Genomic DNA, 16,466 nt, shown 5'->3' on the forward strand with positions numbered 1-16,466 from the left:
TTCTGGTGGCAAATCTATATAGGCACTTATTCTCTATTCCACAACATAGGTGTGAACCATCAGCCCGCCGTGTCCAATAAGGCGGTGATGTTTGATTTTGAGGCCGTTCTCGGCTATTGCCTTCTCTATCGCCTTCTTCTCCGTCGTTATGAAGACCCCGCGCTTTTCGAGGACTTTGGAGAGCTCGCTGAAGAAGGCCATATAAAGCCTTGGTATCATGCTCTTCCGCCCTATCTTCAGGCCGTAGGGAAGGTTGCTCACGGCGAAATCAACGCTCTCAACGTACTGGGAGAGCTTTGTAGCATCGCCCTGGATGAACTCGATCCTGTCAAGAACTCCTGCCGATAAAGCGTTCATTTCCGCGCCCCTTATGTGTTTTCTGTACTTCTCAAGGCCTATTATTCTTCCTTCATAACCCCTGAGGGCAAGCTCGATCAATATCGTGCCGCTCCCGCAGAAGGGATCTATGAACGACCCGCCGTCAGGTTCGGCCAGCTCTATGAGCGCGTTGGCTATGCTCGCCTTTAGGTGTGCGGGATGATCGTAAACGCGCCAGGGCCTCTTGTGGAGAGAGGAGTCCCCTGTTGTGTCAATCCCGAGGAAGAAGACATCTCCAACGAGTTCGGCGCGGAAGATAACGGCCGGGTGGTCGAGGTTCACCTTTGGGCTTCCAAAGCGTGAGAGCCGCTCAAAGATGGCTTCGCCAACCGTTTTCGCTATTTCAACGCTCGTTATCCTGTGTTCGCCCTTCCTGAAGGGTCTGACCGCAAAGCTCTCACTTACCTTCACGAAGCGCTCAACCGGAAGGGAGGAGACGAACTCCTTTATCCTCCTGAGGGCAGTTTCTGGTTCGTCTTCGCCAATTCCCTCGAACCTTTCGCTCGCTATCTCCAGAATAACCCTATGGAGGAGCCTTGAGTTCTCGTTGAGGTAGGTTGCTATGCTCAGCTCCCTCTTTCTGCCCTTTTCGTCGGTGTAGTAAGCCTCGCCTGCTTCGAGGAGAAGTCTTCCCTCAACGCCTAAGGGCTTCTCTTCCACTCGAAACGGAACTCCAAGTCTCTCAATGAGTGAGGCAACTTCCCTTCCAGCTATGTCCTCGATTCCCTGGGAGGTTGTGAGTAAGAGTCTCATACTTGCGCGTTTTTCGGTCTTTCTTTTAAGCTTTTGTTTGACCTAGTCCTTTGTGCGCCTTGGTATAACTTAGTTGTTAAATATCATAATTATATTCTTCAAAGTATGTCGTGACATTTTATCCGTCGCTAATAAGTTTATTTGTCGAATTGTTAATTTTAATTGACGTAACTATTATAAACTAACAGTACTACAAATTTATACGTGGTGAAGATGATATGAGCGAGGATGAATTCCTGAGTTCATTGTATCTTGACAAGGTACTAGATGAGTACATTCTGTTCTCGCCAAAAACTCTTTATCTCATCCGACTAGATGCCGATAGTTATAAACTGCTTGAGTACATTAGAAAACTTGGAGTTGAAGAAGGTGTTAATGAGTTCTTGAAAAGACACCCTGACATCAGCTTTCAGGATGTGAACCTGTTACTGAGAAAAGGGGATGTTTAATGAAGCTTCCAGTCAGAACCCTCGCACGACTGGCTGTAATTTACCTTTGCGTACTTCTCATAATAGTCTTGATAGCGGGAGCAACGTCCAATAAGCTGACATGGGATTACGCTCACGATGCTCTCATGGGAATTCGGATGAATAATCCCGCCCTGTACCAAGAGCTGGAGCAAAACGCGACCAGGGAGGGGCTCACCGTTGAGGAGTACTATTATCATATACTCACTAAAGCGGCGGAAGTGAGGGACGATAACATTTTTGTGATGGGTATAGACCTCCTCAGAAAGAGCATTGATTATTATCGTCGGGGTGATACCAAGTACGATTTTAACCATTCAATAAAAGTAACCCTCATGGTCATGGGACTCTCAGTGCTGTTGACGGTTTTTCTGAGTGTTCTCCTTGGATTCAAGCTGGCAAACAGTCGTTTTCTTGGTGTTGCCGAGGGTCTTGCGCGTTTCTTCACTGGCCTTCCATCATGGTGGATTGGAGCAGTGTTGATAGCAGTCTTTGCCGTCAAGCTTGACGCGTTTCCAATCTCAGGCCTTAAGAGTATCCCCCCGAAGGGTGGCTTTGAGGGCGTGCTCGACGTTCTCTGGCACCTTGCCCTTCCCGTTGCCACGCTAGTTTTTGTGTACATTTGGGAGTTTGTGGTTGTTGTTGCTCATAACGTAAGGGACGAGCTTGGGAAGCCCTACGTCCTAACTGCGAGGGCCAAGGGTATCTCTGAGTGGGTGATATACTGGAGGCACGTTCTTAAGAACGTCTCCATAGTCCTTAGCTCGTTCACCGTTCAGAAGTTCGTTGAGATGTTCACGGATTACATCGTCGTGGACGTCCTATTCAACCTCGGGGGCCTTGGGATAATCTTTAAGGCGAGTTTTGTCAGGACAGTTGTTCCGGCATTTGGCGTGGTTGTTAGGTTTGACTACCGCCTCTTCTTCGTTGTCACCCTTGCGATATTCATTATATCCTTCGTCTTTTCGTTTCTCCTGGAGCTCGTTAAGGGAATGTTGGATCCAAGGGTGAGCTGAAATGGTGCGAAAAGCTGGGGTGGCGATACTGGTCGTGTTCGCTCTCTTCGTGATAGCCTCAAACTTGAGTGTTGATCAGAGAGATATCGACAACTGGGAGAACGCTAATTACTGGAGGGACAACCCGCGTAAGGCCTACCCCTCCTGGTTCTCAATCTTCGGTGGAAGGACTCCCACGGTCTTTCTGAAACCGTCGCCAGTTGAGGAGAACGGTTCTTGGATCTACAGGTTTTCCTACAAGCACACTTACAAGGACAAGCCTAGCGATGTGAGGTTTTACGGCCTTCCTAAAGGGAAGAAAATAGAAATAAGCGTTTTGAGGCCAGATGGCGTTCGGGTGCTCCTTTACAGGGGTCCAGCCATCTCCAGTAACATGAGCCTCAACATCAACATGCGCGCCGGCGTTGTCTCATCTCTTTCAAAGGCTTTCAACCTCAGCGTGAGCGAGTACGTTCTTGTCTCCTCTGCCAAGCTCCTGTTTTCCCGTGATAGCAGCTTGGAACCTTTAAAAGGTGAGTACATCTTTGAGGTTCGCCTGTCCGAAAAAGCCAATCCATCAGTCGAAATTCTTGGAACTTGCTACGGCCTTCTTGGTACAGACTCTTACGGCAGGGACATGTGGGTTGGATTCGTCAAGGGCATGAACAACACTCTCTATCTCGCGTTCTTTACGACGGCAATAATAGTGGTTCTGGGAGTTCTTGTGGGTATGGTCTCAGGCTACGTTGGTGGAATATTGGGGGAACTTGCGACGTTCATCTTAGAGGTTCTGATGGCATTACCCATGCTCCCAATCCTCGTAGTCCTTGTCTGGCTTTTCTCCACCCAGGGTTACGGTCGAAAGGTTGAGATAGATCCCCTGCTTTTCATGTTTTTAGTCGCCCTTCTGACCTTTGGAAAGCTTGCTAAGACTATCAGACTCATCGTGATAAAGGAGAAGGCGAACGAGTACGTTAAAGCCGCAGTGAGCATGGGGGCGGGTGCGCTTTGGGTTTTAAGGAAACACATACTTCCCCCCGTTGGAGAGTTCTCCCTGAGGTACTCAACAATGCTCCTAGCCAAAGTCGTGGCGTTGATTTCAGTCTTTGGATTCTTTGGCCTGATTCCAGGTACGAACTGGGGCTCTTTCATGATTGAAGCGATGAGCCAGGGGGCCCTCTACGGTGGATACTGGTGGTGGGTGGTGGCTCCGGGCCTTGCAATGGGCTTTTTGAGTGCTGGTCTCGCCCTTGTTTTCTTTGATGTCGGTTAGCTACTTAGTTACTGCCCCACATTTTAGTGGTGATCACGGTTAAATTTTACTATCTAATAGAACTAGAATAACGTACTAGCGCATATACAAAACAGGCAGCATAAAAGGTTAAATGGAGATATTCTTCAAGGTAGTCATGTTTGCGATGTGATGGAGGCTGTAATTGGGTGATGAGGATGATCGAGGTTCGCAGCCTCACCAAACACTACGAGTTCGGCAACGTCACGGCCCTGAAGGGGATCAACCTGACCTTTGAGGATGGGAGGTTTTACATCATAGCGGGTGCCTCCGGGAGCGGAAAGACGACTCTCCTCAACATCCTGAGCGGGATAGACAGACCAACCTCTGGAGAAGTCATCGTTGATGGTGTCAACATCCACTCTCTCAAAGAGAAAGAGCTCAGGAAGTTCCGCCTCGACAACTTCGGGATAGTCTTCCAGTTCTTCTACCTAGTCCCCTACTTAACGGGCCTTGAAAACGTTCTCCTGCCGATGAAATACTCCAAAAAGGTTGAGAACCCCAAAGAGAGGGCGAAAAAGCTCCTAAAGCTGGTGAACGCTGAGCACCTCTCCGACAAACTGCCAGAGCACATGAGCGGCGGCGAGATGCAGAGGATAGCAATAGCGAGGGCCCTGGCAAACAGACCGAAGTATCTCTTCGCCGACGAACCGACGGCCAACCTCGACTGGGAGAACAAAGTGAGGGTGTGGAAACTTTTGAAGAGGGTGAACCGTGAGGAAGGAATAACCGTCATAGCCTCGACCCACGAGCGGGAGTTCTTTGAGTTCGCGGACGTCATCATAACTCTCAAGGACGGTGAGGTCAATGCCATTAAAGACGGCGGTCGCAAAGCTTAAGCGCGAGAAGAAAAAGGCGGTAGTGGTTTTCATAATCTTCGTCTTCCTCAGCCTGGGCATCAACTTCACCCTCGGTGGAATCGGGGCCTTCATGGGGACGGTGGATGAATTCTCGCACATCGGCAACGTCGAGTTCGTCGTCCAGGGGGTTGGCGTCGAGAACCTCACGCGCTTCGGTGAGGTCGTGAACTACCTCTACTTCGACGAGGGAAAGGTGAAGCTGAACGGGAAGTATTACACCGCCTTAATCGGCTACGGGCGCTTTGACGTTCCCAATGCTAAAAGCACGCCCGATGGTGCTTACGTCCTGGCCTTCCCTGAAGCCAGGCGGGGCGATAAAATCGAAGTCAACGGGAAAACCTACACGGTTCTCGGCTCCTACTACTACCTGATGGGTAAGCCGATAGTTCTGACGATGGAGAAGGGCGAGAACCTCTACGCGTTTATGAGATGCAACGACACGAAGGCCCTGGCCGAATTCCTGATGGGCCACGCGAGGGTTCGCTACTTTATGGTCTACGAGGACGGCCACACACCCTACATGGACGAGCTGGGGAACGTGAAGAACTTCGTCATGAGCTTCTTCTACCTCCTCCTTGGTACTGCACTCCTCATCGAGGTTCTCGTGACGGTGGCACACATAAGGGGCAGCACGAGGGAGGTTGGAACCCTCAAGGCCCTCGGCCTTCCGGATTCCTTCATCTTCACGCTCTTCGCCGGCGATTACTTAATCGTCGCCCTCCTTGGCTATGCCATCGGAATTGTTCCCGGAATCCTCTTAGGAAGCCGTTCAAGCCTCTTTGGCGTCTCCGTCCCGCTGAGGTCGAACTATGCCTATCCCCTCAAGTTCGACGTTCTAATAACCATGGCGATAGTCCTGATGGTTTCCCTGCCCTACCTCTACGTCTCGCGGATTAGAACCATAGAAGCCCTGCGCTTTGTCCCCAAGAGGTCATCCCTCCTCAAGTTCCTGGCTGTCTTCTTCGTCGCCTTTCTGGCGTCGAGCTCTGCCTACTTTGCCCTGGCAGGCGTGGAGAAGCTCGCCAGCCTCAACGCGCCCTTCAACGTCTGGGTCATCGGCACTCCAGAGAAGATGGCGAAGCTCCCCGGCGAGAAGGTCGGCTATCTGAGCGGTCAAAGCGTCAACGGAATCACGACGGAAATCTACTTCTTCAACCGGACGAGCATGTTTGAAAAAACCCTCATCGAGGGGAGATGGTTCAGAGGGCAGGACGAGGCGGTCATCGAGGTTGGCCTCGCGAGGAAGCTCCACCTCAACGTCGGCGACACCGTCAGGGTGAACCTCCTCGGCGTTGAGAGAACCTACCGCGTGGTCGGGATCAGCGATGCTTTCTTCTACAACTACCGCGCCCTCTTCCTCCCGATGGAGGGCTTTGTCGAGCCGAGGATGAGCTTTATGAAGGCAGAAAACCCAGAAGAGGTCAAGGAAGAACTCGAATCCCAGGGGTTCAAGGTTTACACGCTCGATGATCTAAGAAGAAATATCGAGCAGAACCTCATACTTTTCAAAACACCCGTTTACGCCCTCATGCTCGTTACATTCCTCCTCAGCGTCTTTGCCATCTTCACGCTGATCTACCTTGAGATCGAGGGCAACGAGAAGGTTTATGCCACGCTCAAGGCTGTGGGAATTCCGGATTCGCACGTGGAGCGAGAGTTCCTGACAAAAGTTGTCACCTCTGCGGTGATTGGCTCGCTCCTTGCCATTCCACCGGCGGTGAGGCTGGGCTACTACATAGGTAACATAATCCTACCAGTGAACGTCTCACTCGGCGATGCCCTCCAGATTCTCCCGCTCCTGCCTGTTCTATATGCTGCCTACGTCCTGTTCACGGTCCTGGTTGTCAGGAGAGTAATGGGGAAGCTGGATGTTGTTAAGGCCTTGAGGGCCTAATCGAGAACAGCCACAACCCCTTTCCATTTCTTTCCAAAGCATTCGCTCGCCAGGACATGCTTTCCGGTCAGCTCTTCGAGGAACTTAACGGCCGAATCGCACTTCTTAAATCCGGTCGCTATTCCAACCGTTATTCCTTCTATCTCCCTTACTCCCGCCCTCTTCTGGCCGTCGAGCTTCTCCCTCAGCTCATCTCCGTACTTCCAGAGTATCCTCCTCGGGTCGAGCAGGAGGTCTTTCTCGACCCCATTAAGCACGTCCTCGAAGTCCCAGATGAAGTCCCTCTTCCCCTCTTCCTCGCTCCCGAAGAGTGTGAATCTTCCGGTCTGCCACTCGCGGAGGAACCACCTCGCCGTCTCTTCGATGTCGACCTCGCCACCCGCCTTTGTGAGGCCCCTTCTCTCGCCGATCTTCCTGAGAATGTCCTCCTCGCTTTCAAACTCCGTGATTCCGAACTTCTCGGTTATGGCTTCTTTCCTCGTTTCCAGGATTCTTCCGATGAGCTTTAGGGCTGGTTTGACGGGCTCCTCTATCTTATCAGCTGGAAAGCCTCCCCTTATCACGAGCTCGTCGAAGTCGTCTATCGGAATGACCCCTGGGCTGTCTAGGAGCCATATCTTCTTGCTCAGCCTTATCAGCTGTTTGCCCTTTGTGTATCCTGGAATCGGCGCGGTTCCTACAGCCCTCTTGCCCTTGAGGGTGTTGATTATCGTGCTCTTGCCGACGTTGGGGTAGCCTATGAGGGCAACCTTAACTTTCTCCTTCTCGTCCAGGAGCGGCTTTGCCAGCTTTTTGATCTCCTTCCTGAGTATTCCGGTTCCCTTCCTCTCCCTCGCGCTTATGAAGACGACTGGAACCTCGCTCTTCCTTTTGTACTCCTCGGCCCACTCTTTCGGGACTAAATCAGCTTTGTTCATGACTATGAGCAGGGGCTTCCCCTCTTCCTGGATTAGTCTCTCCAGTTTTCTGTTCCTCGTCCCAATGGGGTCGCGGGCGTCGACTACCTCAACGACTATGTCGGCCTCATCAACTACCTCTCTCACGACTCTCCATGCCTTTCTCGCCTTCATCTCGCACCACCGTTATCTCAAAGATCACGGTTCCTCCGTCTGTGTACGGCGGACCCGGGTCGAGGCACTGCACGTAAGCCTTCTCTCCCCTGCCGAGACCTATCTCATTGGGCTTAATACCCTTTCGGAGGGCGACTATGTAAGGTAGCAGGGAGGCAAAGGCGTGAGTGCATACTGCGTCGGTCTCTTCAAGGTTTATCCTTGGCCCTTCTATGACTATTCTGTCCCCGAGCTTGAAAACGGGACATTTTCCTCGGATTTCCACGACCTTAATTTCTAGCTTTTCCATCTCCACCACCGAAATGTAAATAAGGACTTAGAACTAAAAGCTATTCTGGGGGGTTATGATCATTGCATCAATTCCTTGTGGGTGGTGCTGAATATGGCCGAGGATATTGAAGCAAAAATTCGTCGTCTGAGGGAACTGGGAAGAATGACAACCGAGAGTGAGGCTCCGTCACCGGCTGCTCCTCCTAAAACGTCTCCATCCAAAAAACCGTCTCGCAGACCTAGGTCCCTGAGCAGCATTCGTCAGAAGGAGCGCAGGAAGAGGATTCTAATCGGTGCTTCAATACTGATAATAATTATCCTGCTGATATCCGTTGGCGTTTATTCCTATATCCAAAGCTCTAGAGAGTCGAAACTTGAAAACACCCGTGCTGAAAAAATTAGCGAGCTAAACCGCTATTTCGCCTCGTACAATTTCTCGAACTCGAACTGCAGTCAAAAGGCATTCCAGTATAAGGGCCTTGCACTTTCTAAAATAACCTCCGCTAACAGTCTTGAGGAGCTGAACAGTATAGATGTGAGAACTTATTTTGATCAGGCCGTTACTGCCTATGAGCAGTGTATCCAGGAGATAAAACAGCGTGAGTATGAGAAGCAGCTTAACCAGACAAAGCAGCAGAAGATCCAAGAGATAGAGGTTGCTTTCCAGCCCTTGCTCTCTCTCGGCCTCCCCGATACCCTCAGGACAAAGGCAGTAGCCACTATGAAGAGCCTTGAGGAGCAGGTGCAGAGCGCCACGACGATTGAACAGGTCGAGTCAATAAAACCCGACAGTTACCTGCTCTCCCTCTGGAAGGAGTATTATCTCCTCGAACTTGATAAGATACCCGGGCAGGATGTCATTCTTGAGCGGAACGGTGAGAAGTCCCTTATTTCAAAGGATCAGGCAAAGGCCCTAATCTCTATGGTGGACAACTACCAGGATTTGATTGGATACAAAGTATCCCCCGTTGAATGGGTCGAGATTTCGCTCGTTCTTCAGAGGAAAGATATGAATGGGGCATTGTTCGATCCTGGTGACAGAGTTAAGCTCTACTTAAAGGGCGAGAACACTACCGTTGTTGATGGATACCTTGAACTTTTACTGCTTCCAGTCGGCGAGGGTGGATCAATATCCGTGAGTGAGTCCCAGAGTCAGTCCAGCTCGACGTCGACTTCATCCTCAACTTCCTACAGCGAGAGCCACTCCACATCCGAATCCCCGGGAGGGGCCTCAATCTCTGACAGCAGCAGTGCTAGCGATTCCTATTCCAACAGCCAGTCTGGCAGTCAGAGTTCCTCAGCTAGTTACTCCTACAGCGTCAACCTCGCGGAAATCCTAAAGGCAATAGCGGCCGGAAAGATACAGGCCAGTGATGAGGTGAAGGCCCAGCTCCAGAACTACGGTTGGGAGCTTTTGAACCTTGAAAAGAACACAGGCCTCCAGTCGATGCCCGAAACCACCAAGATAATGGTTATCGTGAAGGTCCCCTCGATCTTTGTGCCGGATATCCTCGAGAACGAGAACGCTATTACCATTGCAAAGGTAATCACCTGAGGTGGTCTGAAATGAGACGCCCTTTGGTTTTTTTAATAATTTTCAGCATGATAATGGCTTCTTCGTATTACTCTCCTGTGGGAGCCGCGAGTAGCGTTAGTAGCGTTTTAACCCTCAACTTAAACGTGACCGTTGTTAACACAGCCCCGTTTCCGAAGTTCTTAGTTTTGAACCCCTCTTACGTTGTTACAGTCTACCGCTTGAATAACAACGAGACCACCCCAGAGCTGGTTTCAAACCCAAAGCTTCAGCTGAACGGCAACCCTGGAATATGGTTAATGCCCTACGAAACGGTTGTCATAAACCTTGTGAGCGTTCATACTCAGACGTATTCTCTCCCGCAGGTATCCTGTGGTGGAGAGGGAGATGGGAGCAACCTGGCATGCGGTTCAGTGGTGCCTCCCTTTGTGAACTCTCCTTACTCTCTCTCTGCGAGAGCAATCTTCCCTGTCCTTGATGGGTACATTAAAATACTGGATTATGAGGGCAGAATCAAGTTAGTTATGACTCCCGCCGATAACTCACCGACGTTCTTCGCCGTGACTGTTCCCGTCTTGTTCTCCGATGGGGAGATTAGCAACCTGAATCCCAATCCGACGATGACGTACGATGAGTACAAGGACATGCTCTACGAGTACAGCGGCTTCCATAGAAAGGTGGGTGGATCAACTCAAGTTGTGAACGCGTCCACGAATTTGTTCCAGCTTACTCCCAAGCTCTTAACTGGAGTTCAAGTTAGTGTTCCAACGGTTGAGGCCAAGACCCGTGAGAACTATGAACTTCCAATCTGGATTGTTTACTCGACGGGTGGCAGTGTTGAAATAAGCTATGATGTAAAATGGAGTGAGGGAGGGGGATAAGTCTTGTTCCAGGATGAGAAAAAGAAGAAAGAATCCCTCTCATGGATAGACGAGATACTTTCTGGTGAGGAGGATCCACTAGCTGGTATTCTGAAAAAAGATAACAAAAAAGAACAGCCCAGCAAAAATAAGGTCTCCGAAGAGCTTCCAGTTCCCTCTTCTGGAGTGGGCAGTTTGGAGGATATACTTTCAGGGTCCACTTCAGAAAAACGGGAATCCCGGCCTACCTCTGAGACTGGAGCCGACCTTCTGAGTCAGCTACTTGGGGGAGAGGAGAAACCTCAGAAGTCAATGAAAGAAAAAACTGCAGAGAGAGAAAAAAGAGAGCCGCTACCCCAGAGCAAGCCAGAACCAGCATCCACAATACCGTCCGCCACTGGGGCCACTGGAGCTGATTTCCTCTCGGAGCTCCTTGGTGGTTCCTCTGGATCGGCCACATCACAGCCAGTTCAAACTTCACCGAGCAAGCCTGTGTCCAACGCCAGGTCGATTTTCTCAGAGTCATTGAGGGAAGAGTCTTCTTACGCTGGCAGGGCTCAAGTCCTTGACGCCTACGGCAACGTGAGAATACTGAAGGTTAAGGGAGAGCCGGTTCCCATATACGAGATTAGACTTCCTAAACTTTCAAGGGAGGAGGAACAGCTCTTCAGGCGCATTAAGGACAGGGCCATAACTGAGATCCAGATAGACCCCACTGCGATTCCTGATCCTGAGGAGCGCAGGAAGGTCTTTATGAACGCGGTTAAGAGGATGATAAAAGAGGAGGCTCCCCATTATTCGGAGGGCAGAATCGAGGTTCTCGCCGATATGATAGTCCAGCAGATGATAGGCTATGGAAAGCTTGATCCCCTCGTCAGGGACGACAACCTCGAGGAGATAATGGTCATCGGAACTAACCGCCCTGTCTATGTCTGGCACAGGCGCTTCAATATGTGTAAGACCAACGTCATCTTTGACAGTGACAGGGATATACTCAACATAATCGAGCGCATAGCGAGGGAAGTCGGGAGGAGAATAGACCAGCAGAGTCCCCTTTTGGATGCCCGTCTCCCGGATGGAAGCCGTGTGAACGCGACTATACCACCAATAAGCCTGGATGGGCCAACGATAACAATCCGTAAGTTCAAGAGGGATCCGCTGACGATTATAGACTTGATCAAATACGGCACAATGAGCTCCGAAGTTGCGGCTTTCCTATGGGTTCTCGTTGACGGGCTTGGGGTTAAGCCGGCCAACGTCCTCGTAGCCGGTGGTACAGGTTCGGGAAAAACAACAACCCTCAACTCCCTTGGAATGTTCATTCCCCCCAGCGAGCGCGTCATCAGCATAGAGGATACAGCGGAGCTTCAACTCCCTGTGGAGCACTGGGTCAGGCTGGAGACGAGGCCGCCCAACCTTGAGGGCAAGGGAGAAGTCACCATGGACGACCTCGTTAGGAACACCCTCCGTATGCGTCCCGACAGAATCATCGTGGGTGAGGTCCGTGGTCCAGAGGCCAGAACGATGTTCACGGCAATGAACACGGGACATAATGGTGCCCTCTACGATTTCTCTGTCATACAGCTCTCCAATGGAAAGTTTGTTCTGATAGGTGATGTTGTTGAGGAACTATTCAACAAGTACTCTGACAGGATAAAGACGTACAAGGATCTGGAGTACATAGAGCTCGATCCTGAAGACCAGTTTGAGGTGGTTAGCGTAGGGCCGAATCTGAAGGCAGGAAAACACACCGTCACGGCAGTATGGCGCAGAAAAGTACGGAATGGAGAGAAGCTGATAAGGATAAGGACGAGAACGGGCAACGAGGTTATCCTGACGAAAACACATCCGTTCTTTGTCTTCAGCGACGGCGACGTGGTTAGAAAGGAAGCGGAGAAGGTCAGGCCAGGTGATAGAGTTGCCGTGATGATGAGACCCCCCAAAGCTCCCCAGAGCCCGGCTGTAGTTCCCGTCGAAGTATATGCTGGAATAAGTGATTACTACCTTGTTCCAAACGGAAACGGAATGAAGAAGGTCCCCAACAGGGGTGTGCCGCCAGAAGACGCCGAGTATCTACTATCCAGGAATTCAAAGCCAGTTAAACTCGTTCGTGAAGTTGGAACCAGCCTTGCTTACGTTGCAGGAGTAATACTGGGCGACGGATATCTCTCATCGGACGGATACAACCTTTCGGTAACCTTCGATGATCCCGACTACATGAATTCTTTCACCTCGGCGATGTCGGAGTTCCTGCCAGAGTCGGCACCGCGGATAAAGGACAATGGAACGAGTACGGTGGTAACCTACGGCTCCAGGATATTCAATGAGATGCTGTCGAGGATATTCGGGATCCCGAGAGGCAAGAAGTCATCAATATGGGATGTCCCTGATGTCGTCCTCACGAACGATGACCTCATGAGGTACTTCATAGCGGGTCTGTTCGATGCAGATGGATCCGTTGATGAGACCGGACCCGCGGTGATTTTGACAACAAAGAGCGAAAGCGCCGCCAGAAAAATCTGGTACGCCCTCCAGAGGCTTGGAATAATAAGCACCGTCTCCAGGGTAAGGAACAGAGGCTTTAAGGAAGGCCACATATTCAGGGTTATCGTCAGCGGTGTCGAGGACCTGAAGAAGTTCGACGCGCTGATACCACTTTCCCATTCAAGGAAACGGGAAAAGCTAAAGGCCATCCTCAAGGAAAAGCGGCCGTATCGCGGAAGATACACTTACCGGGTTCCTATCTCTCCGGAGATGATAAAGCCTCTGCGCACTCGGTTGAACCTGACGGTAGCCGAGCTTTCAAAGCTGGCCTCGAAATATGCAGGAGAAACCATCACAGAGAGCCTGATAAGGCACGTTGAGAAGGGCAGAACGTCCGAGATAAGGCGCTCAGCGCTTAAGGGAATAGCCCTCGCCCTTCAGAGAATCGCCCAGGACATTGGGGACGAGGATGCCTGGGTGATGGCCAAGAGGCTCGAATTGATAGCTGATGGTGACGTGTACTGGGACAGGGTCGTTGAAGTAGAGGAAGTGGATCCCGAGGAGATTGGCATAGAGTATCTATACGACCTGACCGTGGATGAGGATCACAACTACGTTGCCAACGGAATACTTCTGTCGAACTGCATGGGCACAATCCACGCCAACAGCGCCCGTGAAACCATAGTTAGGCTTGAAAGCCCACCGATGAGCGTTCCAAGGATAATGATTCCCGCCCTCGACATAATCCTCATGCAGGTCCGTTTCCACAGCAGAAAGAAGGGAACGATAAGGCGTGTTACTGAAATAGCGGAGGTCTCTGGCCTGGAGGGGGAGAGCATACAGCTCAACACCCTTTACAAGTACGACCCTGCTAAGGATGAGCTCGTTCCAACAGGTGTTCCGAGCAGAACGGTCAACATTCTAGCCCAGCATACCGGAATGAGCGTTAGGGAGATAGAGCTTGAGATTGAAAAGCGCAGGCTGATACTGGAATGGATGGTCGAGAAGGGCATCAGGGACATAGACAAAGTTGGCTACTACATAAGGCAGTTCTACATTGACGAGGAATGGCTCCTCAACAAGATTTCTGCGGAGAGTGACGTGGAAACCAGTAAGCAGATTCAGGCTTTAATGTGAGGTGATGTCCATGGGGTTCATAGAGTTCCTTGAAAAACTCGGTGGCAAAACTCTCGAAGTTGCAGAAAAGCCTATGAGGCGCCTTCCTGAGGGAAAAAATGTCCAAGAAAGATTAAAGGCTCTTAAAGAGCTTCAAAAGGAACTTGAACGGGAAAAAGAGCAGAAAGATGAGCGGGAGACGTTTATAGAGGCGGTCATCGAGCAGCGCAAAGAGGAGGTTCAGCAACCCTTTGCCCAGCGTCTTGCTAGTGCCATCCTCAAATACTTTAGAGGACCTGTTGAGAGACTGACGACTTCGCTCTCCGGGCTGGACGTTGATTTATATCGGGCAAACATCACGATGTCAAAAGAGGCCTACGTGGCATACATGCTTGGAGTTGCCATGATAACTGCGTTCTTCGGTTTTGTTTTTGCTTACCTTATGTACCTCCCAATTGACATTTCACTCCTGGCGGGCTTCCTGGGATTCCTAGGCGGGTTTTTCTACATGAGATACTATCCCAAGATGGTATGGAAGAGGCGTGTTAGAGAAGTTGAGAAGGCGCTTCCCTACGCTTTGAGACATATAGCTTCGCTCCTGAGTGCAGGTGTTGGCATTGCCGAGGCCATGCTCTCGGTGGCAAAGGCAGACTACGGACCCCTTTCGGAGGAGTTTGAACTAGTCATAAGGGACATGAGAACAGGTTCTTCCTTTGAAGAGGCAATGCTGAAGTTCGAGGAGAAAATGGCCTCAGAGAACGTGAGCAGGGTGGTCAAGCAGATTCTCCGTGCCGTTAAGTTCGGTGGTAACCTTGCTGAGATCCTCTATAAGCTTGCAGAGGACTTTGCATTCGAGTACCGTATGAAGCTCGTCGAGTACGTTCAGAAAGTCAACGGTATTTCCTTCGTCTACATGTTCATGACGATAGTCATGCCTACAATGTTAGTTGTCGGTATTCTAGCGGGTTCGTTAATGGCGAGAAAGCTGATATTCAGCGTCCCGATGATTGCAATTATGCTCGTGGTCGTGTTCCCGATGATGTCCTTCATGATAATAAACATGATAAAGAGTGCCGAGCCGAGGTGAAGCGGATGCCAAAGCTGAATATTTCAGGGCCTCTCGTTCAGCTCATCGAGAGACTCCTTCCAGGCAGGTACCTTAAGCGTTATGAACTGTTCCTGTACTCCGCTAACATTAACTTCCTGGCTGCTGAGTACTTGGTTATATCCCTCCTAATGGGACTTATCCTTGGACTAGCCTTTTCGATATTCAGTTTTCTGTATGGAGCTATTGCATTCATAGCCGGTTTCATCGGGATGGCCTTCCTTTATCCCTACTGGCGCCTCACCAAAAGAATTGACGAGATAGAAAAAAGTCTCCCGGATGCTTTCTTCTACCTCGCTAGCTCCCTGAGGGCGGGTATTTCGTTTTCCGAAGCTCTGGAGGAGCTGACAACCGCAAAGTTCGGGGCACTTACCGAGGAGTTCAAGAGAACGGTTGCTGAAATAAACAAAGGTCGCCCAACGGCAGACGCGTTGAGGGCATTTGCCCTCAGAAACAAAAGATCACAGGTGCTATACCGCTCAATGATGATAGTCATTGAGGCCCTTGAGAGGGGTGCTCCTATGAGTGATGTCCTTATGTACGTTGCCAACGATGTCAGGGAGATACTGAGGATACAGCAGGAGAGAAAGGCATCGACGGGCATGCAAATAATGTTTTTTACCATAACTAGCGGTTTTGTTGGCCCCCTTATCCTCGGTATAGTTACTCAAGTAATGTCATCGATGAGCAGCCCGGAGCTTGGAATCATGTTTCCCATGGACTCGATGACAACGATTTTGATGGCCTTCGTTGTAGTCCAGGCAGTCCTTTCAGGTCTGGGAATGGGAATAATAAGAGAAGGGAAGTACAGCGCAGGCTTGAAGTATTCCCTTATGCTAACTGTAATGGGGCTTGTTGTGTTCAAAGTGGCCACGATACTCAAGCTAAGCTTCTGAGTCCTCTTCGGCCTTTTTTACTTCTATGACTTCTACCTCAAAGACTAGGGTCTTACCTGCTAGCGGGTGGTTGAAGTCAAGGGATACCTCGCTCTCTCCAACGGAAACTATCTTGGCTATGCCAGAATCGGTCATGACGTAGAGACCTTCCTGGGGTTCAAGGCCGGCCTTTGTGAATTCTTCCCTTGGAACGGAGATTACAAGCTCTGGGTTCGGCATTCCGTAAGCCTTCTCGGGGGGAACGGTCACGGTCTTCTTCTCTCCAGCTTCCATGCCAATTATGGCTTCATCGAGGCCAGGGATGATCTCACCGACGCCTATCCTGACCCACATTGGGCCGTACTCCCTCTCCTCGACGAGAATGCCATTCTCTCTGGCTATCTCCTCGTAGCTTGTGTCAAAAACTTCTCCATCCTCGAACCTTCCAACGTAGTGGAAGAGAACATAATCACCAGCTTCAACTTTCATTTCCTTCAACTCCAAAAGTGTCTTC

Annotated in this window: 14 protein-coding genes; 10 read left to right on the plus strand and 4 right to left on the minus strand. The window is 50.5% G+C overall.

The genetic code is table 11. The features are described 5' to 3' along the window. Positions 1-33: 33 nt before the first annotated feature. Positions 34-1,131 (minus strand): tRNA (guanine(6)-N2)-methyltransferase, encoded by a 1,098-nt coding sequence (trm14, locus tag ACZ5TN_RS08355; protein ID WP_464916473.1) that lies wholly within the window; start codon positions 1,129-1,131, stop codon positions 34-36. A 218-nt stretch (positions 1,132-1,349) separates the two neighbouring features. On the opposite strand from trm14, the gene ACZ5TN_RS08360 reads away from it, so the two are divergent. The 5 genes from ACZ5TN_RS08360 (at position 1,350) to ACZ5TN_RS08380 (ending at position 6,638) form a co-directional block, all read left to right on the plus strand. Continuing rightward, positions 1,350-1,580, plus strand: a complete 231-nt coding sequence (locus ACZ5TN_RS08360) for a hypothetical protein (protein WP_054839441.1) — start codon at positions 1,350-1,352, stop codon at positions 1,578-1,580. Further along, positions 1,580-2,614: an ABC transporter permease subunit gene (locus ACZ5TN_RS08365; protein WP_464916474.1), complete on the plus strand. Its 1,035-nt coding sequence runs from the start codon at positions 1,580-1,582 to the stop codon at positions 2,612-2,614. Before ACZ5TN_RS08360 ends, ACZ5TN_RS08365 begins: the two co-directional genes overlap by 1 nt. Before the next feature lies 1 nt (position 2,615). Further along, positions 2,616-3,866, plus strand: a complete 1,251-nt coding sequence (locus ACZ5TN_RS08370) for an ABC transporter permease (protein ID WP_464916475.1) — start codon at positions 2,616-2,618, stop codon at positions 3,864-3,866. A gap of 170 nt (positions 3,867-4,036) precedes the next feature. After that, complete coding sequence (locus ACZ5TN_RS08375) at positions 4,037-4,723, plus strand: ABC transporter ATP-binding protein (RefSeq protein ID WP_198407737.1); 687 nt, start codon at positions 4,037-4,039, stop codon at positions 4,721-4,723. Continuing rightward, positions 4,692-6,638: an ABC transporter permease gene (locus ACZ5TN_RS08380; protein ID WP_464916476.1), complete on the plus strand. Its 1,947-nt coding sequence runs from the start codon at positions 4,692-4,694 to the stop codon at positions 6,636-6,638. Before ACZ5TN_RS08375 ends, ACZ5TN_RS08380 begins: the two co-directional genes overlap by 32 nt. On the opposite strand, the gene ACZ5TN_RS08385 is transcribed toward ACZ5TN_RS08380, so the two are convergent. Both ACZ5TN_RS08385 and ACZ5TN_RS08390 read right to left on the minus strand, forming a co-directional pair. Beyond that, a complete protein-coding gene (locus ACZ5TN_RS08385; protein ID WP_464916477.1) occupies positions 6,635-7,708 on the minus strand; it encodes a GTPase in 1,074 nt (357 codons plus the stop codon). The two genes, ACZ5TN_RS08380 and ACZ5TN_RS08385, sit on opposite strands and share 4 nt — an antisense overlap. Next, the gene (locus ACZ5TN_RS08390) at positions 7,665-7,997 is read right to left on the minus strand and encodes a TIGR04076 family protein (RefSeq protein ID WP_011250807.1); all 333 of its coding nucleotides are present in this window, start codon (positions 7,995-7,997) and stop codon (positions 7,665-7,667) included. The genes ACZ5TN_RS08385 and ACZ5TN_RS08390 overlap by 44 nt, the downstream gene beginning before the upstream one ends. 93 nt (positions 7,998-8,090) lie before the next feature. Here ACZ5TN_RS08390 and ACZ5TN_RS08395 point away from each other — a divergent pair, with 93 nt between their 5' ends. The 5 genes from ACZ5TN_RS08395 to ACZ5TN_RS08415 are packed head-to-tail and all read left to right on the plus strand — an operon-like array spanning position 8,091 to position 15,973. Further along, entirely contained in the window at positions 8,091-9,533 is a 1,443-nt protein-coding gene (locus ACZ5TN_RS08395) for a DUF515 domain-containing protein (protein WP_464916478.1), read from the plus strand. An 11-nt stretch (positions 9,534-9,544) separates the two neighbouring features. Continuing rightward, positions 9,545-10,393, plus strand: coding sequence for a hypothetical protein (locus tag ACZ5TN_RS08400; protein ID WP_464916479.1), 849 nt, complete (start codon positions 9,545-9,547; stop codon positions 10,391-10,393). A 3-nt stretch (positions 10,394-10,396) separates the two neighbouring features. Beyond that, positions 10,397-13,993, plus strand: a complete 3,597-nt coding sequence (locus ACZ5TN_RS08405; protein ID WP_464916480.1) for an ATPase, T2SS/T4P/T4SS family — start codon at positions 10,397-10,399, stop codon at positions 13,991-13,993. A 10-nt stretch (positions 13,994-14,003) separates the two neighbouring features. After that, the gene (locus ACZ5TN_RS08410) at positions 14,004-15,059 is read left to right on the plus strand and encodes a type II secretion system F family protein (protein WP_011250803.1); all 1,056 of its coding nucleotides are present in this window, start codon (positions 14,004-14,006) and stop codon (positions 15,057-15,059) included. A gap of 5 nt (positions 15,060-15,064) precedes the next feature. After that, positions 15,065-15,973, plus strand: coding sequence for a type II secretion system F family protein (locus ACZ5TN_RS08415; protein WP_048053754.1), 909 nt, complete (start codon positions 15,065-15,067; stop codon positions 15,971-15,973). On the opposite strand, the gene ACZ5TN_RS08420 is transcribed toward ACZ5TN_RS08415, so the two are convergent. Then, positions 15,962-16,441: an FKBP-type peptidyl-prolyl cis-trans isomerase gene (locus tag ACZ5TN_RS08420; protein ID WP_011250801.1), complete on the minus strand. Its 480-nt coding sequence runs from the start codon at positions 16,439-16,441 to the stop codon at positions 15,962-15,964. The genes ACZ5TN_RS08415 and ACZ5TN_RS08420 overlap by 12 nt on opposite strands. Positions 16,442-16,466: the final 25 nt, after the last annotated feature.

It is taken from the genome of Thermococcus sp. JCM 11816, from assembly GCF_055396515.1.